Origin of the sequence: Amycolatopsis sp. NPDC089917, assembly GCF_040684635.1 — a bacterium.
Lineage (GTDB): Bacteria > Actinomycetota > Actinomycetes > Mycobacteriales > Pseudonocardiaceae > Amycolatopsis.
Genome location: NZ_JBFBGL010000013.1, coordinates 43553 through 61263 on the forward strand (window position 1 = coordinate 43553; position 17711 = coordinate 61263).

Consider the following 17711-nt stretch of genomic DNA (forward strand, 5'->3'; position numbering starts at 1 on the left):
GAACAGTTGCTCCGGATGAACAGCGCGTGCTGGGTCAGCCCGGCGTGACGCCAGGCCGGATCACCGCTGCCCGGACGCAATAGCGCTCTACAGCAGACGTATCCGGCACCAACCGGAGACTCCGCGTCGCGTTGTCCGGGATATCGCCGATACCGGCCGCGCCGGTCGCACCGGCTGCGGCAATGGTCACCGATGACCCGCAGACCGGCATCGGCGACCACGGAGGAAGCACGGTTCCTTTTCCGGGGACCGCCCCGTGCCGACGCGAGACTGGTGCATTGTCGTCATCGGAACCTCGGTGCCGAGATGGTGACTCGAGCGCGACGCCGACGCCGCTCATTCCTTTTCGGAGCTCCGAGTTGAGGACAGTGCTATCCGTCCCCGTTTGCGGCATTCCGCTGATCGATGACGTCACCGCGACGGGTTCACGCGAGGTGCCGGAAATCTCGCGCACGATGGCGGCGCCGGCCTCTGTGATCGCCGTGCGACGAGTTGTCGCGACGGTCTCCGTCACAGCTTTCACCGCGGGCCTGGGAATGCCGGCGAGATGCTTCGGCGACACACCGACGCGACTCAGGGACTTTTCCGCCTCAGCCGTTACGCGAGTCAGCGACGGCACCTCGGTCGCCTGGAGCAGCCGGGACTGCGTTTGAACCGTGACTTCATCGAGTCGCGACTGCCTCTGCAACAAGGTCTGGCCGTCCTCGACCATGACCGCAGAAGCACTCGGTCCAGGCACACTGTCGGCGGTGTCGGCACACGCGGTCAGATCACCTGCCAGCCAGGCGGCCGCCGTAGCTGCAACCGCACCACCCACGACGACGAACGCGCGAGTCACGAGAAGGCCGACGCGCACCGCGCCGCCTCTCTGATCACCCGCGTTCGACAAAGCGACCGACTCCTAGCACTTGCGGAAAATTCCTATTCGGCGTCTGGTCGACGCCGCTCACTGAGGATAACCATGCACCCTCAAAACGGTCTCCACAGCCCCACACCGCCGAGCATCATTCGGCTGCCGAGAACCCTTGTCGCACAAAGAAATCATCGACTGAGCAGCACAAACACCATGAGCGCGGTTCAGGCCCTCCAGTCAATCCGGAAAAGATCGTTCCACTCGAATCAGTGACCACGAACCTGTTGGAGTGGCATGCAGGGATAACACGATCGCGGGAACACTCCGGCGCAAAACCGGACTTCGCAGGCGAACCTTCATCCTGACCGGGCCATCCCTACACGATTCGCCACTACAAGGGCCATTTTGGGTCGACGAAGGCGGTGCCCCGCTGTCACTCCGTGCCCGGGTCGAACCACCTTGCGCTGGTTCCGACGGACGACCACCGAACCTTCAGAGCCCATTTCGCCTTGGTACACAGCGAAGCTCAGTGAGCACCTTCGCGGCGGTCGTGTCCTCCACAGGCAAGGTCTGTCCGCTACCCGACGCGACCACAATGGCGGCCACCTCGCACAGCTTGACGTTGGCGCGCTGGGAGATGTACCTCAATTGACTGAATGCATCCTCTGACGACTGCGACCACAGCAACATCAGCATGCCCTTCGCCTGATCGATCACAGGCTGTGTTTCCAACGCCCTCCGCAGATGATCCACCATTGTCTGAAGATCAGGGTTATCGCTCGGTGTCCGCACGAGGCAAGATTCTCACCGGCGCGCCCTCACCGCCGTCAATGGGTGCGGCGACGGCGGTACCCGGCTACTAATGTCGGTGAAAGGTCGGACCATGTCGTGGCGTGCACCTGTGGCAACCAGGTCGATTGCCCTACCGGACGTAGCACGATCACGGCCCTGCAGGCGACATGCCTGTCCCGTGCTCGGCACGGGCTTCTGTCCGAGTGGGCGAGGCGATGAGCGCCCAGCAAATTCCAGGCCTGTCACCCGTGAGCAGATTGCCGAGTTCGTGGCCGGAGATGCCGACGTCGGCCGAAGCCGCACCTACAGGTAACCGAGCGGATTCATATCTTCTTGGCGGGCATCTGAGAATCGGGTCACCACGGCGTGGTTCACGTTTCGTTGACGACTGTCATGCCGTCCAACTCCGCCGGAGCCGTTAACGAGGCGAGGCTGCGGACCGCGATGTCGTAAAGACCGGCCGGCGTGCTGGCCTCGAAGCGCACCTTGACGCCGGGAAGCGAGACCGCGCGCTGATTCAGGAGATCGAGCGCGAACGGGGTTGGCAGCCTGAAATCCCGGCCAACTGAGAAACGCGGGAGCGGAGCAGTCAAGCCAGGCACGGAATGCTCCACCAGCGCACGATGCCGTGAAAGACCCGCATCGGGACCGCGTTCCCGATCTCCGGGTTGTAGTCGGCGGCCGGTTGCTCAGCGGTGCCGGACCGTGGTGACCGGAACTGGTACATACACTGCTCAGTCCCCCGGTGGTGGCGACGACTGGGACGATGTTCTCCGCCTCCGCTGCTGTTGCTCGCGGGCAAAGCTTTCCGCCTTACGTTTCCGCCAGTACGCGGCCAGCCGTTCTCGTTCTTGCTGTTCCTTGTCGTCCTGGGGCGAATCGTGCTGCGTCATGGTTTCAGTACAGCAGCCGGCAGCTCCACCGGAATCGACCAAATAGGGGCACAGAAGACGTTGTTGATGGTCTGGCGCTGGGATTCGTTGTCCTGGGTAAGGCGTTCGAGTGCGTAGAGGCCTCTGAGACGGACCGGGGCTTTCTCGGACCCGAGCAACTCGGTGGCCTTGAGCTCCAGCTCGGTGATCCGGCGCGCAGCCGCGTCAGCACGGCGTCGCCGGCCGCGCAGAGTGGGTTTCCGTCGGCGGACCGCCCTTAGCCCGGTCAACCTCACTGCGCCAGACGCCCTGGAGGCCGCCCCCTGGTCGGGGACTCCGGCCTCCAGGTTGTTCAGAGTGTCGAGCTAGCGCTTACGCCGCTTCCGTTTCAGAAGAGAGGGCACGAACCGATCGGGCCAGGAGATTCCGAGCACCGCGGCGATGAGGGTGGCGAGCAGGGTCAGCACACTCGACGCGACCACCGCGCCCACCATGCTCGACTGCAGCACCGCGATGCTCGCGACCACGATCAACGCGATCACCAGCAGTAACGGTCGTTCATGAGAGTAGGTCGCCGCTTGGTGACGATCGACGGGATCGTACATCCGCGGTTCAAGCGGGCGGCTTCGGCGCGGAACTGGAGAAGTCATTCACCTCGTCAGTGGCGAAGTGGCGTGGCCGCGATCGAAGGTTGTTCGGACGCTCGCCTCGACCGCCCTGCTTAGGCAGTTAATGTGACCGGCATCACTCTGCGGTGACGGAGTCGAGGCAACCGCGCGTGGGCCTGCGGGGGTCTTTGGGGTGTTGACGGCGGGGAGGGGCCGGTGTGCAGGGGCCAGATGAGCGGTTGGCCGTATTCGTGGAGCAGCACTATGCGCAGTTGCTCTGTTACGCCACGGTGCTGACCGGTGATCGGGATGAGGCGGGTGATGTGGTGCATGACGCGCTGCTGAAACTGGTACGCCATCTCGGTCGCGGGGACATCGCCGATGAGGCGGCGTATGCGCGCACGGCGCTGTTCCGGGTGTTCGTGAGCCGGCGCCGGCGCTGGCGCCGTCGTGAAGTACGTCTGACCGATGGCGCCGAACAGGTGGCGGCGGGAATCGACGCGGTCGCGGTGGCCGAGGGCCGCGGGGACATGCTGGCGTTGCTGGCCGGGTTGCCGCCGCGGATGCGGGCGGTGCTGGCCGCGCGGTTCTACCTGGATCTGGATGTGGCCGAGACCGCGCGGCTGCTGGGGTGCAGTCCCGGCACGGTGAAGTCCACGACCGCCCGCGCGCTGGCGAAGCTGCGGCAGCTCTTGGACGACTCCCCGCCGCGACAGCAATCCGGAATGTCGGGCGGGGGCAGGCCGACGCAGCTGCCAGTGTGGGCGAAGGGACGGTGACAGGGGTGGACGAGTTTGAGCAGCGGCTGCGGCAGCAGTATGCCGCCGTGGCGGTGCCTGCGATCGGGGCGGGGGAAAGCGAGCGGATGGCGCGGTCTGTGCTAGCCGCCCATGCCCGCCGCTGGCGCCGGGGCGCGATCGCCGCAGTGATCGCCGCGATCGCGGTCCTGGGTGGCGGGGTCGTCGCTGTCGAGTCCCTCTACGCCCTGAGTAGGGGCCAGATCCAGAACGCCACATCGGTGACGCAGTGGCCGGCCCGGGGTTCCCTGGCCGGCGATACCGCGCTGGCCGAGCGGGCACAACAGCTGTGGCAGCGGGTCACCCCCCCGACGGTGGATTCCGGATCCGCGGTCACGGTTCTCTACGCCGGCCCGCCCCCGCCGGGCGACACCGACATGGGGATCGTCGTGGTCCTGCGGGGCCGAGACCACGCCGGAAGGATCCTTCTGGCGTTCGTCACCGGCACCGATCCGCAGCACCTGCGGATGCGTGCCCAGCTTCACGTCCCCGCCGGAGTACCCCCCGCACCGGCCTACGGATTCGTCGACGGGCTCGCCTCCCCCCAAAGCTCACGACCCACCCTGGCACTCGCGCTCACCGCACCCGGGGTAAGCGCAGCGGCGTTCACCAGCAGCGCGACCGACCCTGGCCGGAGCTCCACCACCAACCGGTCACCGGACGGCCTGATCACCGATCGCCTGCCACCACCGGTGCGGGCGTACAACACCCGCGTCGTCGCCACAACCGCGGACGGCGAGATCTCCGGCCAGCTGACCGGCGCAGGCGGTGACCCGACCCTGACACCGGTCACCCTCACCGGCGGCGGCACCCGGTTGCACACCACGCCAGACACCGCGGTGGCCGAGGACGACATTGTGGTCACACCGGAAGGATTCGTCGGCCTCGTCCGGCGTATCGACGACACCGGCACCGGGACCAGAGACGTACTGGTGGACACCGATCCGACACGCTTGACCCCGGTGGTGACCGAGACCACGCCGGACTTACCCGGGGGCACGTCCGTATTCCTCAGCCCAACCGCCACCAGCATCGTCGTGTCCGCAGGGGGATTCCTGCTGGCCGAGGGCACCCGCATCCTGCTCCCCGGCTTCAGCCGCCCGACCAAGGGAACCATCACGATCGACATCGGCACCGTCCGCGCCGGCCCGGGCGGGAGCCGGCTACTACGGCGCAGCGTCGATCCCGCCGACGGCCCCGCCATCCTCATCCACCCATGACCCGCGCCCCGGTGGCCCTCACCGGGTGTCGCCCGGCAGGAAGGACGATCACTATGCTGCCCGATGATTTTCGCACTGACCATCATCCGGACATCGCCCAAGCATCGCCATGGCCAGGCCACAGCGGTCCGGAACACTGCCGCGGGTGCGGCATCTCCCTCGTCTTCAACCCGCGATCCGGGCCGCGGCCGTAGGCCGGAAAGAACCCGGACGGCATCTGCCGGACAGTCCCTGCAACGGGCTCTGCCGCCTGCTCTCGCGTACGGGCAACCAAGCAGCCCGATTATGCGGATTTCGGAAAATCTCTAGATGCTAGAGACGTTTTTCGGTCACGCTTTTTTGTTCACCCAGCTGGCCTATGGTCAACATCATCCGGTCTCCGGTTAGCTGCGACTTGCATCTAATCCGACATGTCGGGGGATATCCAAGGGGGTACCGCCATGAAGTTCACCCGTTCGTGCGTGGCATTGATTTTCGCTTTTGCCCTGACAATCACTGCGAGTCCTGCGGCAATGGCTTTCGATCCGCCCAAGCGCCCGAACTGTGGTGACACAGTTTATCTGGTCGACATCAATTCCGGATTGAATACAGCAAGGTTTCGCGTAGTGGGCGTGGGCCTCTCCAAGTGGCTGGGAGGCGGCGGCTATGGAACCCTTCACTTTTCGGCGACAGCCGGCGGGAAGTCGACCTTCTTCCAGTCCAGCGCTTCGGCCCAAAGCGGGGCCCGATCAGGGCTGATCGTGATCGATGGCGCCAGCCACGTGGCAGTCCACGCCTGGCTGGACAACGCCTCGGGAACCACCAAGTGCGAGAAATACATGTCTTTCTGACAGGGAAGGCTGGCGCGCGCAGGGAACTTTGTTTCGCCTTGCGATACAGGAGCCTGACGTTACACTGAGATGGTGAGCAAGTCGTCGATCGTTAATACGGTAAAAGTGGTCAGTGCGCTGGCCACCCCTGTGACCGTCAGTTTCAGTCATTGTCCGATGGTTTTCGACTTGCAACCCGAAGGGTCGTTCGAAGTCACGGAGAAAACTCCGCCAGAAGGGTACATCGAGGCGGTCTTTGATTCTTACGAAGGACGCCCGATCCTATGGGTGCATGGCTGGGAGTCCGGGGAAACCGAAATATCGATAAACGGCGTTTCGCAAGACGTTCCGCTGTGCACTCGAAACAATCAGCCGGATTTCCGCCTGAAAGGCTGGCCGGACGGCCGACCTGAAGCGCCCGCGGTGACCGGCCTCTTCGTCTCCGACGAACGCACCGAGGGCGACAACCGGATCGACGTCGAGGACTCTGGAACCGTGACCTCGCACGCGAACCCGCCGAAGCAGCCGATCTGGTACTCGGGCGCCAGCATCAACGGTGGCCCGCCCACGCTGATTCTGCACGACGACGGTCTTCGCATCATCGGAGCGCACAGCCAGGTGGTAACCGAAGCCGGAGCGGCTGACGACCGGAAGTGAATCCGCGCATGCGGACAGAGCCGGGCAGCTGATCTACAGGTCAGGGGCCCGGCTCTGTCCGTGTTACAAGGGGAAGGGGCACGAGGTCGAGGCCGGCGGGCCCGGCTTGGCCGGAATCCGGAAGGCGGGCGACGGGCCAGGACGGTGATGGCGCCGATCACGACGAGCGCACGCACGGTTTGGGCCGTACTGATCAGGATCTGACTAGCGAAGGTGAGCACACCGTGCCGCTCACCGCGCCGCTCATCCTGCCCAGAGCCCGTCTCCCCGGCTTCTTGTTGATCTTGGTCGGCGGTTTTGTGCCGCCGGACGCGCGGCGGGTGGGTGCTGGAAATAGCCCGGGGTCAGTGTCTCGCTCGAGCGAGACACTGACCCCGGGCCGTGCCACAGACGTCAAGACCAGCAGTGCGAACAGATTCCCTTTTCGTTCACTCGGGCGGCGCCGGTCGTGGTCCAGAGCGGCGGGTGTACGGTGCGCCCCCGCTGGCGGGCGACGTTCACCGAGTGCTGGTACTTCACGCACTCGGTGGTGCGGTGGACGTTGCGGCTCCGTGCCGTCACGAACCCTCGCAGGACAGCGGCCGGGTCTCGTCCGGGGTCCACGCCGGGGCGCAGCGGTGTCACCGCTGAGCCTGGCTGGCGGGATTCGCCTGGCGGGCTTGGGATGTGGGTCAAGCGAACGGTGGCCCTTCCGCAGGGATGGAAGGGCCACCGTTCGTGTCCAGAAGGGAGAAGTGCCCCCGTGGTGCTACCGCTGTTCTGTCCCTCTGCGCTTCGGGGAGAAGGCGGAGTAGACGGAGTAGGCGAACAGCAGCGCGAGAATCACCGTCAGGGCGATGGTGAGTGGTGTTGGCCAGATGATTGCCAGCACCACGAGCGTGATGAGCAAGATTCCTGATATGCCTAGGAAAACCATGCTCACGGCTTTGCTCATCGGTGTCTGTTTCTCCTTGTCATCGTCGGTGATGTCACTTCCTGCAGGCCAGCGCCGCATTGCTGATGGCGGTCACGGTGGCGACTGTTGATCCCACCGCCAGCCCGGCTGTGACGCCGCCGGTGGCGGCGCTGGTGACGTACGCGGCGGTGGTTCCCAGCAGACCTAAGATGGAGGTGACGCCAGCGTTGACGCATGCTCTAGACGCGGCGCCGGTGGGGTCGCTGTTGTTGATGGGGTCGGCTTCGCCGTAGGCGTAGGCGTTGCGTTCCTGGCCGGTGGGGTCGGGCTGGGTGAAGCGTCCCCAGGCCGAGTTGTAGTAGCGGTAGCCGAAGTGGTTGTTCCCGTTGCGGAAGGTGTAGCCGCCAAGGTAGCGGAACCGGTGGATCGCGCTCGAACCGGTGACGGTGACGGCGCCGTGGACCCTGGCGTCGCAGTCCAGCAGGAATCTCTCTAATCAGGTGTACGCCGTCATCGGGGCCGACCCTCGATGGTGCTCTGCCGGGGTCTCCGCGTCGAAGGAGCACAACGCCGCCGTTCTTCACGCTCCCGGCGCCGAGCTCCGCATGGTCAAGGTGCCAGCTAAGGCGGGCCGTCGCCCTGGTTTCACCAGCGACTTCGAATGGCGAGAAGGTGCCCGGCTGGACGCGGCCGAGCGGAACACCGCGGTCTGCGGTGCGATGGCGCCGATGCTCGGGATGGCCTCGTTGTTCGAGGTCGAGCAGCCCCACGGTGAGCACCCGGTACGCGCTTGCCGTGATGTGTTCGTAGTGTGGGCCGGCGATCCGGACTCCGGGCTGACCTCCGGATGGCTGGGGCTGCCGACGACCGGCCCGGACCGGTGGCTCGCGGTCGTCCCTGCCTGGCGGGACGAGACGCAGCCGACTCCGGCGAAGAGGGACAAGACCACGCCGCAGCCCGGTGAGGCGCCCTCATTCGGGAACGGGACGGCCCCGAAGCCCGCCGTCACGCTCAAACCACAGGTCAGGAAAGGTACTCAGACGTGAGTCCTGAGTCAGAACCTGTGCTGCGCGCGCGCCGCCGGCGTTCCAGTGGGACCGTGGTGGATTTCGACGGAAGGCGCCTGTCACTCGCCAGGCGCCTTCGTCGGCTCCAGCGAACGACGCTCGCCGCCAAGACATCAGTGACCGCTGCCGCGGTCACACAGTTCGAGCGGGGCACCGCCCGCCCGACAAACGTCGTGGTCGCCGAGTTCGCGCTGGCCTTGGGGGTTCCTGCGGACTTCTTCCGGCAAGGGCGCCCCATCGAGCCGGTCCCTGCCAGCGGAGCGCATTTCCGGTCCCTGCGCGCCACCCCGGCCATCGCCCGAGAACAGGCGTTGGCGTTCGCTGAGATCGCGTTGGCCGTGGTGGACGTACTCGAGCAGTACGTCGACCTGCCCTCCGTGACCGACATCGTCGAACCCATCGACGGCGAACCGACACCGGATCAGCTCGTCACAACCGCGGCGAACACCCGGAAGCGCCTCGGCGTCGAGCCCGGGCCGGTTCCCCATGTCGTGCGGCTTCTGGAAGCACATGGCATCGTCGTCCTCCGCCTGCCGCCTGACGTCGACCCACGGGTCGACGCCTTCTCCACCGAAGCGGGCCACCGCCCTCTCGTGCTGCTCTCCCCCGCCAAGGACGACCGCGCCCGCAGCCGCTTCGACGCCGCACACGAGCTCGGCCACCTCGTCATGCACCAAGACGTCGAACCCGGCTCCAAGATCATCGAAACACAGGCACACCAGTTCGCCTCCGAGTTCCTCGCCCCCACCCCGGAACTCGAACCAGACCTTCCCCGGAAAGTCGACTGGGACGCGCTACTGCAGGCCAAGACCAAGTGGGGTCTCAGCCTGGCCGCGCTGGTGTACCGCGCCCACTCCATCGGCCTCTGGACCGAACACGCCTACCGCCGCGCGAACCAGCACCTGGCCGCACAGGGCTACCCCGAGCAAGGCCCTCTCGGCCCTCCCGAATCGCCCTACCTCCTCGGCGCCGCGACCACACTCTTGTCCGAAGCCGGCACCACCCTCGAGCACCTCGCCACCGCGAGCCGTCTCACGCTCGACCAGATCACCGAGATCGTGGCCGCGGGCAGCGAGACGAAACCCCGCCTCCGCCTCACAGTCACGCCATAACCCAGAACACACTCACCTGCCCAACAGCCTCAAACGGTGAGCTCCGGCAGCACAGCGCCGCAAAAGACAGCCTCAACTTCGCCGCCGTCGCAATCAGGGCGCGACCAGCAGGCGACGCCAAGGACAATGCTGTAACGCCCTGCCGGTTCGCCGCCGCTCGTCGCTGAGAGGGCGGTTTCCGGGCGATCCAGAAGGGCGGCTGTTGCCAGCCTTGTGGTCGTGGTCGAAGGCGTCATGGTCCAGGCAGTCCTCGCCACCGTCACACCAGAGGGTCCACAAAAGGGCTGACGCGATCCGAAATCGGCACACCCGTGAAAACGGAGACGAAACGGAGCCCAATGGCGCCGAGCAAAATATGAATAGGACTCGCGAAAAGCGACATATTGGCATGTCAAGGGCTATGTTGATCTTGAGCCGCCAAGGGGGCTCGAACCCCTGACCTTCTGTTTACAAGACAGATGCTCTACCAGCTGAGCTATAGCGGCCTTGCCCAGGACTGCCCGGGCAAGGCCAGTATATCGGCGGCCCCTCAGCCCTCCGCAGGCCGCACCCGGGGCTCTCCGGCCACCGTCCGGAAGGCGTGCGCGAACGTCACGGCGGTCGCCGGGTCCCGGCGGTCGGCGACGTAGTGCCAGTCCATCCGGACGGCTTCCGGGGTCACTTCGAGGACGCACGGGCCGTGCGAGTCGAGTTCCACGAAGCGCACGTGCGGGTTCAGCGCGCGGATCGCGGCTTCGACCTTGAGCGAGCCGGTCCGCGGCGGGACGCCGAGTTGTTCGTCGATGTTGTCGGAGGTGACCGACGGGCAGACGAACTCCACCGCGACGCTCGTCCCGTCCCGCGGCACGTCGTTCGCCCACGACGAGTGGACGTCGCCGGTCAGGAAGACCGTGTTTCCCCGCCCCTGCGCGGCGATGGTGTCGATGACCCGGCGCCGGTCTTCGGTGTAGCCGTCCCACTGGTCGGTGTTCACCGTGGTCGGCTGGCCGTCGAGCAGGCCGTCCAGCGCGAGTCTTTCGCGGCTGGGCAACGCGGGGATCTTGATCGGCGTGACCATCACCGAGTTCCCGATCAGGTTCCACGACGCCGTCCCGCGCGCCAGCCCCTCCAGGAACCATCGCCGCTGCTCGGCTCCGAGGATCGTACCGTCCGAGGGCTCCCCCTGGCCGGGCTGCCGGGTCCGGTACGTCCGCAGGTCCAGCATGGTGAGGTCGGCCAGCTTCCCGAATTTCAGCCGCCGGTACAGCCGGTCGCCGCGATGCCGCACGGGCATCCATTCGAAGTACGCCTGATGCGCCGCCCGCATCCGGTCGGCCCAGTCGCCCTCGGTCGCCGGGTCGTGGGACGGCGAGCCGCCGGACCAGGCGTTGTCGGCCGCCTCGTGGTCGTCCCAGGTGGCGATCATCGGATGGCGGGCGTGGAGCCGGCGCAGCCGCTCGTCGGTCTTGTACATCGCGTGGCGTTGCCGGTAATCCGCCAGGGTGATCAACTCGTTGGGCGGTACCGAGGGCCGGAGATCACCCGCAGGGTTGGGATTCCCCTCGTAGAGGTAGTCACCCAGGTGGATGAAGGCGTCCAGATCGTCGCGGTCGGCCAGATAGCCGTAAGGAGCGAAGTGACCGACAGCCCAGTTCGCACAAGAGACCACGCCGAACCGCAGCCTCGCGACGTCGTCGTCGTGCGAAGGCGCGGTGCGCGCCCGCCCGATCGGCGAGACCGCCCCCTGAGACGTGAAGCGGTACCAATACGCGGTCGACGCGCACAGCCCGCCGGCCGTCACCTTCACCGTGTGGTCGCGTTCCGGCCCGGTCCGGAGGTGACCGCGAGCGACGACGTCCGCGAACCCGGCGTCCTTCGCCACCTCCCACCGGACGTCGGTCACCGCGCCTTTTCCGGATCCCGGAACCGCCTCGGCCGAAGGCGTGATCCGAGTCCAGAGGAGCACCGAGTCGGGCATCGGGTCACCGGAGGCCACACCGTGCCCGAAAACCGGGGTCCCCGCCCCGCTGGATGCCCCCGAAAGGGTGAATGTCGCCGCCGTTCCGGCTGCTGTGACACCGGCCGCGCGAAGGACGGATCGCCTGCTCACAGAGGACGCCATACCTTGCAGTGTGCCGCAGATCGGCGACGTCGCGATGATCTTCCTCGGACGTGGCGGACGCCACTTCGGGTTTCCTGCAACAGTCGGGGCTCCGGCCCCGATGGTCCTCGGGAAAGTCCCTCTAAGACGAGTGAGGAGGTGGATCGATCATGAAGATCAACGAGCACACCAAGAGGGCCCAGCGCGGCGAACGCGGTGTCGAAAAGAACCAGGACGAAACACCCGAACGTGGCGAATGGCTGCTGGAAGCGCCGCGGCAACGTGACGGAGAGCGATCGATCCAGGCTCGCTCGCACCGGCCGAACCTGCTGCGCCGTCGCGCGTGGCAGATCCTCGAAGCCCCGACGGCGGAGCAGCCCGCCGTCGACGGCGACGAGACGATGGGGCCGAAGCCGCCGGACGACACGACGGTCAACTTCGTCCTCGACCTCGTCCTGCGCATCGGCGAGGTCCAGATGTCCAGCGGCGCCGGCGCCTCCGACGTCACGGCGACGATCATCGCGCTGACCTCCGCGCTCGGTCTCCCGCACTGCGAGGTCGACGTGATCTTCACGTCGATCACGGTGACCTGCCACCGCGGCACCGACATGGCGCCGGTGACGGCGCTGCGCGTCGTCCGCTCGCGCAGCCTCGACTACACGCGCCTCACGCAGACGGAGACCCTGGTCCGCCGGATCGTCCGCGGGAACATCGGCGCCGAAGAGGCCCAGCAGGAGCTCCAGCGCATCACCACCGCGCCGCATCCGTACCCCCGCTGGGTGGCCACGGCCGCCTGGGGCGGGCTGGCCGCGTTCATCACCCTGATCCTCGGCGGCAGCATCGACGTCGCACTGGTCGCGATGGTGATCAGCGCCGTCATCGACCGGCTCGGGCGCTTCCTGAACCGCTACGCGCTGCCGTTCTTCTTCCAGCAGGTGATCGGCGGTCTCGTCGCGACACTGTCCGCGATGGCGATAGTCAGCAGCAACCTGCTGACCACGGACAAACCCACGCTGGTCGTCGCGGCGGCCGTCACCGTGCTGCTGTCCGGTCTTTCCACGGTTTCGGCCGTGCAGGACGCCATCACCGGCTACTACGTCACGGCGGCCGGGCGCACGATGGAAACCGCGCTCATGAGTGCCGGGCTGATCGCCGGCGTGGTGCTCGCGCTGAAGATCGCGCAGCTGATCGAAATGCCGCTCACCCCGCTGCCCGAGGTCGTCTCCTCGACGCCGCAGGATCTGCCGATCATCATCCTCGGCAGCGTCGGCGCTTCGGCCTGCTTCGCGTTCGCCTCGTACTCGACGATGCGCGCGATGATCGTCGCGGGAGCGGCCGGCGCCATCGGCGGCGCGGTGTACGGCGCCCTGATGCTGACCGACTTCCAAGCCGTCAGCTCTTCCGCGGTCGCCGCCACGCTGGTCGGTTTCTGCGGCGGCGTGCTCGCCAGGCGGCTCAAGGTGACCCCGCTCGTGGTGGCTGTGTCCGGCATCACGCCGCTTCTCCCCGGTCTCTCCACCTATCGTGGTCTATACCAATTAGGTGTCGAGCCCGGCGGGAACATCTCGACGCTCATGACCGCGGTCGCGGTCGGGCTTGCCCTGGCCGCGGGTGTGGTACTCGGTGAGTACCTCGCACAACCGGTGCGCACGGGCCTCGGCAGGCTCGAACGCAAATTCGCCGGACCGAGGATGGCGGGTCCGATGGAACCCGCCGAACGACGCTTGGAGTGATCGCTCGCCGACCGGCCGCGACCTCCTCGCGCGATAGGGTTTCCCCTTAGGGCAGCGACCCGCGAGTTTGAGGGAGCGGCTGGTGGACGAAGCAATGGCCGAGACGAGCAGAACGGCCTCCGCGGATTTCGTGGTGGTGGCGAACCGGCTTCCGGTGGACCTCGAACGGACCGCCGACGGGAGCAGGCGCTGGACGGCGAGCCCCGGCGGGCTGGTGTCGGCGCTCGAGCCGTTCCTCCGGTCCCGCAAGGGAGCGTGGGTCGGCTGGCCGGGTGTGCCCGACGTCGAGGTCGAGGAATTCGACGACGACGGCTTGGTCCTGCACCCGGTCTCCCTGACCTCGGACGACGTCCGCGACTACTACGAGGGCTTCTCCAACGCGACGCTCTGGCCGCTGTACCACGACGTGGTGGCGCGGCCGGTGTTCGACCGGAGCTGGTGGGAGTCCTACGTCCGGGTGAACCGGCGCTTCGCCGAGGCGAGCGCGCAGGTCGCCGCCGAGGGCGCGACCGTGTGGATCCAGGACTACCAGCTCCAGCTGGTCCCGGCGATGCTCCGCGAGCTGCGGCCGGACCTCCGGATCGGGTTCTTCCTGCACATCCCGTTTCCCCCGGTCGAGTTGTTCATGCAGATGCCGTGGCGGACCGAGATCGTCCGCGGCCTGGTCGGGGCCGACCTCATCGGTTTCCACCGGCCGGGTGGCGCGCAGAACTTCCTCTGGCTGGCGCGGCAGCTGGCCGGGCTCGAATCGAGCCGCGGCGCGGTCGGCATCCGCACCCGCCCCGGCCTGATGCAGGTCGGCGACCGCACGGTGCGCGTCGGCGCGTTCCCGATCTCCATCGACGCCATCGGCCTCGACAAGCTCGCGAAGACCAAGGGCGTCACCGAGCGCGCGGCCCAGCTGCGGCACGACCTGGGCAATCCGAAGACGGTCCTGCTCGGCGTCGACAGGCTCGACTACACCAAGGGCATCGACCTGCGGCTGCAGGCGCTGCACGAGTTGCTGCACGAGGGCCGCGTCCGTCCGGAGGACGTCACGTTCGTCCAGCTGGCCACGCCGAGCCGCGAACGCGTCGAGCACTACCAGCGGATGCGCGGCGACATCGAGCAGATGGTCGGAAGGATCAACGGGGAATTCGCCCGCGTGGGTCACCCGGTCGTGCATTATCTGCACCAGTCCGTGAACCGGACGGAGTTGGCCGCGTTCTTTTCGGCCGCCGATGTCATGGTGGTGACCCCTCTGCGTGACGGGATGAACCTCGTCTGCAAGGAGTACGTCGCCTGCCGCCACGATCTGGGCGGCTCGCTCGTGCTTTCGGAGTTCGCCGGCGCCGCGGCGGAGCTGACCAGTGCGCTACTGGTCAACCCGCATGACCTGGACGGGGTGAAGAACGCCTTGGAGACTGCCATTACGCTCGACCCCGCAGAGGGCCGCCGCCGTATGCGCGCCATGCGCCGGCAGGTCCTCACGCACGACGTCGACCGCTGGGCGCGCTCGTTCCTCCAGGCGCTCGGTGCCGAACCGGCCGACTGAGACTTCCCCCATACCCCGCATAGCTTTCGAGGAGAATCGTTGACCGCCGAGGCACTGCCCGCCGAGCTGCGGCGAGCGATCGTTCAGGTCGCCCGCACGCCGCGGCTGCTGGTCGCCTGCGACTACGACGGCACGCTGGCTCCGATCACGGCCAACCCGGACGAAGCCCGGCCGCTGCCCGAATCGGTAGGCGCACTCAGGTCGCTGGCCGGCCTGCACGAGACGACCACCGCGGTCATCTCCGGCCGCGCGTTGCGCGATCTCGCCACTCTGTCCCGTCTCCCGGCCGAGGTGAACCTGGTCGGCAGCCACGGGTCCGAGTTCGACATCGGCTTCATCCACGCACTCGACGACAAGGCCCGCGAGCTCCACAGACGGCTCGAATCCGAGCTGGAGAACCTGGTGCTCGACGTGCCGGGCGTCTCGCTCGAGGTCAAGCCCGCGAGCATCGCGGTGCACGTCCGCCGTGCCGAGCACGAGGCGGGCCGCCGCGTCCTGCGCGATGTCCACAATGGACCTTCGAAGTGGGAGGGCGTGTCCACCACCGACGGCAAGGAGGTGGTGGAGCTCGCGGTCGTCCAGACGGACAAGGGCCGCGCGCTGGACACCCTGCGCCATCAGGTCGGCGCGACCGCCGCGATCTTCCTCGGCGACGACGTCACCGACGAGAAGGCGTTCGCCCGGATCTCCGGGCCGGACCTCGGCGTGAAGGTCGGCGAGGGCGAAAGCCTCGCGCAGTACCGGGTCCCGGACACCGTCGACGTCGCGATGGCGCTCGCCTTCCTGCTCGAAGAGCGGCGCAACTGGCTCTACGGCGAGCAGGCGCCGCCGATCGAGCGGCTTTCCATGCTGGCCAACGAACGTTCGGTCGCGCTCGTGACGCCGGACGCCCGGCTGACCTGGCTGTGCCACCCCGGCCCCGACGCGCCCGCGGTGTTCGCGGATCTGCTCGGCGGCGCCGGTGCCGGACACTTCTCGATCAAACCGCACCGCAACGGCCTGCCGCTCGGGCAGCGTTACCTGCCGAACACGATGACGGTCGAGACCCGCTGGTCCCGGCTGCTCGTCACCGACTACCTCGAACCGGAGAGCCCCGCGCACCGCACTGATCTCGTCCGGGTGATCTCGGGTGAGACGTCGGCGGAGATCGTGTTCGCGCCGCGGCCCGAATTCGGTGGCGTGCCGGTGAAACTGGTCGCCGAGGGCGACGGGATCCTGGTGCAGGGCACCTCGGAGCCGTTCGCGCTGCGCTCGCCGGGCGTGAAGTGGGAGATCACCTCCGACGGCATGAACGACACCGCGTCGGCGCTCGTCACCCCCACTCCGGAGAACCCGGTGGTGCTCGAACTCCGTTGCGGCACCTCGGATCTCGGCGCGCACGAACTGTCCGAAGTGGAGCGGCGCTCCCGGGCGGGCGACTACTGGAGCACCTGGGCGCGGACGCTCAAACTGCCCAGCGTCCAGACCGACCTCGTCGGCCGCTCGGCGCTGACGCTGCGCGGGCTCGTCAACACCGACACCGGCGGCGTGCTCGCGGCGGCGACGTCGTCGCTGCCGGAGGAGATCGGCGGCGTCCGCAACTGGGACTACCGGTACTGCTGGATCCGCGACGCGGCCATGACCGTGCGCGAACTGGTCCACCTCGGCTCGACCGAGGAGGCCGAGGGCTACCTCAGCTGGCTGCACGGCGTGCTGTCCACTTTGGCCGGTCCGGAGCGGCTGCACCCGCTGTACACCTTGGCGGGCAGCGTGATCGGCGCCGAAGCGGTCATCGAGTCGCTGCCCGGGTACGCCGGTTCGCGGCCCGTCCGCGTCGGCAACCTGGCGAACCACCAGGTGCAGCTGGACGTCTTCGGTCCGGTCGTCGAGCTCGTCAAGACGCTGGCGGAGGCTCGCGGCGAGCTGCGCGACGAGGACTGGCAGCTGGTGCGCGCGATGGCCGAGGCCGTCACGCGGCGCTGGAACGAGCCGGACCACGGCATCTGGGAGGAGCGGCACGTGCCGCGCCACCGGGTGTACTCGCGGGTGATGTGCTGGGTGACCATCGACAGGGCGATCAAGCTGGGCGACGTCTACGGCCGTCAGGTGCCGGGCGCGTGGCCTTCGCTGCGGGACGAGATCTCCGCCGACGTGCTGGAGAAGGGCTGGAACGAAGAGGTCCAGGCCTTCACCACCGCGTACGACGGAACGGATCTCGACGCCGCGTCGCTGTTCGTCGGGCTGACCGGGCTGATCGATCCGGCCGACCCGCGCTTCCAGTCGACGGTGACCGCGATCGAGGCGGAACTGCGCAGCGGGTCCACCGTGTACCGGTACCGCCGCGACGACGGCCTTCCCGGCGGCGAGGGCGGCTTCCACATCTGCGCGGCCTGGCTCATCGAGGCGTACCTGCTCACCGGGCGGCGCACCGAGGCCGAGGAGCTGTTCACGCAGATCGTCGACGCCGCGGGCCCGACCGGGCTGCTGCCCGAGCAGTACGACCCGATCGCGGAACGCTCGCTGGGCAACCACCCGCAGGCGTACTCGCACATCGGCCTGATCCGCTGCGCGAACCTGCTCGCCCAGTAGAGAAGTACATGAAGGCCTCCTTGCTTGCGCCTGACGCGAGCAAGGAGGCCTTCATGTACTTGAGGGCGTCGCGCCGGCTGCTGTCCAAGGGGTCGTGGCCTTCGCCTTCTCGGG

At 67.4% G+C, this 17711-nt stretch carries 16 protein-coding genes, 1 tRNA gene and 1 pseudogene; 9 read left to right on the top strand and 9 right to left on the bottom strand.

Annotation, left to right across the window (positions count from 1 at the left end; all coding sequences use genetic code 11):
- Positions 1-34 precede the first annotated feature (34 nt).
- The 5 genes and pseudogenes from AB0N89_RS12275 to AB0N89_RS12295 all read right to left on the bottom strand — a co-directional run bounded on the left by AB0N89_RS12275 (position 35) and on the right by AB0N89_RS12295 (position 3059).
- On the bottom strand, positions 35-889 hold the full coding sequence (locus AB0N89_RS12275) for a hypothetical protein (protein WP_364203709.1): 855 nt from the start codon (positions 887-889) through the stop codon (positions 35-37).
- 456 nt (positions 890-1345) lie between these two features.
- Positions 1346-1609 carry an ANTAR domain-containing protein gene (locus AB0N89_RS12280; protein WP_364203712.1) on the bottom strand — a complete coding sequence of 88 codons (264 nt, stop codon included), beginning with the start codon at positions 1607-1609 and terminating at the stop codon, positions 1346-1348.
- A 407-nt stretch (positions 1610-2016) separates the two neighbouring features.
- Positions 2017-2259, bottom strand: a complete 243-nt coding sequence (locus AB0N89_RS12285) for a hypothetical protein (protein ID WP_364203715.1) — start codon at positions 2257-2259, stop codon at positions 2017-2019.
- 296 nt (positions 2260-2555) lie between these two features.
- Positions 2556-2732: pseudogene (locus AB0N89_RS12290) on the bottom strand (pentapeptide repeat-containing protein); the annotation flags it as partial.
- 150 nt (positions 2733-2882) lie between these two features.
- Positions 2883-3059: a hypothetical protein gene (locus AB0N89_RS12295; protein ID WP_364203716.1), complete on the bottom strand. Its 177-nt coding sequence runs from the start codon at positions 3057-3059 to the stop codon at positions 2883-2885.
- Between the two features lie 305 nt (positions 3060-3364).
- On the opposite strand from AB0N89_RS12295, the gene AB0N89_RS12300 reads away from it, so the two are divergent.
- The 4 genes from AB0N89_RS12300 (at position 3365) to AB0N89_RS12315 (ending at position 6608) form a co-directional block, all read left to right on the top strand.
- Positions 3365-3904 carry a sigma-70 family RNA polymerase sigma factor gene (locus AB0N89_RS12300; RefSeq protein ID WP_364203719.1) on the top strand — a complete coding sequence of 180 codons (540 nt, stop codon included), beginning with the start codon at positions 3365-3367 and terminating at the stop codon, positions 3902-3904.
- Between the two features lie 5 nt (positions 3905-3909).
- A complete protein-coding gene (locus AB0N89_RS12305) occupies positions 3910-5142 on the top strand; it encodes a hypothetical protein (protein WP_364203722.1) in 1233 nt (410 codons plus the stop codon).
- Between the two features lie 440 nt (positions 5143-5582).
- Complete coding sequence (locus AB0N89_RS12310; protein WP_364203725.1) at positions 5583-5972, top strand: hypothetical protein; 390 nt, start codon at positions 5583-5585, stop codon at positions 5970-5972.
- A gap of 72 nt (positions 5973-6044) precedes the next feature.
- Positions 6045-6608 carry a hypothetical protein gene (locus AB0N89_RS12315; RefSeq protein ID WP_364203728.1) on the top strand — a complete coding sequence of 188 codons (564 nt, stop codon included), beginning with the start codon at positions 6045-6047 and terminating at the stop codon, positions 6606-6608.
- 748 nt (positions 6609-7356) lie between these two features.
- On the opposite strand, the gene AB0N89_RS12320 is transcribed toward AB0N89_RS12315, so the two are convergent.
- Positions 7357-7542 (bottom strand): hypothetical protein, encoded by a 186-nt coding sequence (locus AB0N89_RS12320; RefSeq protein WP_364203731.1) that lies wholly within the window; start codon positions 7540-7542, stop codon positions 7357-7359.
- Between the two features lie 34 nt (positions 7543-7576).
- Positions 7577-7987 carry an RHS repeat-associated core domain-containing protein gene (locus AB0N89_RS12325; RefSeq protein WP_364203915.1) on the bottom strand — a complete coding sequence of 137 codons (411 nt, stop codon included), beginning with the start codon at positions 7985-7987 and terminating at the stop codon, positions 7577-7579.
- Here AB0N89_RS12325 and AB0N89_RS12330 point away from each other — a divergent pair.
- The gene (locus tag AB0N89_RS12330) at positions 7944-8549 is read left to right on the top strand and encodes a hypothetical protein (protein WP_364203734.1); all 606 of its coding nucleotides are present in this window, start codon (positions 7944-7946) and stop codon (positions 8547-8549) included. The genes AB0N89_RS12325 and AB0N89_RS12330 overlap by 44 nt on opposite strands.
- Positions 8550-8566: 17 nt before the next feature.
- On the top strand, positions 8567-9682 hold the full coding sequence (locus tag AB0N89_RS12335; protein WP_364203737.1) for an XRE family transcriptional regulator: 1116 nt from the start codon (positions 8567-8569) through the stop codon (positions 9680-9682).
- A gap of 412 nt (positions 9683-10094) precedes the next feature.
- On the opposite strand, the gene AB0N89_RS12340 is transcribed toward AB0N89_RS12335, so the two are convergent.
- Both AB0N89_RS12340 and AB0N89_RS12345 read right to left on the bottom strand, forming a co-directional pair.
- Positions 10095-10167, bottom strand: a tRNA-Thr gene (locus AB0N89_RS12340).
- A 44-nt stretch (positions 10168-10211) separates the two neighbouring features.
- Positions 10212-11783, bottom strand: coding sequence for an alkaline phosphatase D family protein (locus AB0N89_RS12345; protein WP_364203740.1), 1572 nt, complete (start codon positions 11781-11783; stop codon positions 10212-10214).
- A gap of 149 nt (positions 11784-11932) precedes the next feature.
- Here AB0N89_RS12345 and AB0N89_RS12350 point away from each other — a divergent pair, with 149 nt between their 5' ends.
- The 3 genes from AB0N89_RS12350 to otsB all read left to right on the top strand — a co-directional run bounded on the left by AB0N89_RS12350 (position 11933) and on the right by otsB (position 17597).
- Positions 11933-13495: a threonine/serine exporter family protein gene (locus tag AB0N89_RS12350; protein WP_364203743.1), complete on the top strand. Its 1563-nt coding sequence runs from the start codon at positions 11933-11935 to the stop codon at positions 13493-13495.
- A gap of 94 nt (positions 13496-13589) precedes the next feature.
- Positions 13590-15029: a trehalose-6-phosphate synthase gene (locus AB0N89_RS12355; RefSeq protein WP_364203916.1), complete on the top strand. Its 1440-nt coding sequence runs from the start codon at positions 13590-13592 to the stop codon at positions 15027-15029.
- Positions 15030-15068: 39 nt separating this feature from the next.
- A complete protein-coding gene (gene otsB / locus AB0N89_RS12360) occupies positions 15069-17597 on the top strand; it encodes a trehalose-phosphatase (RefSeq protein ID WP_364203746.1) in 2529 nt (842 codons plus the stop codon).
- Positions 17598-17711: the final 114 nt, after the last annotated feature.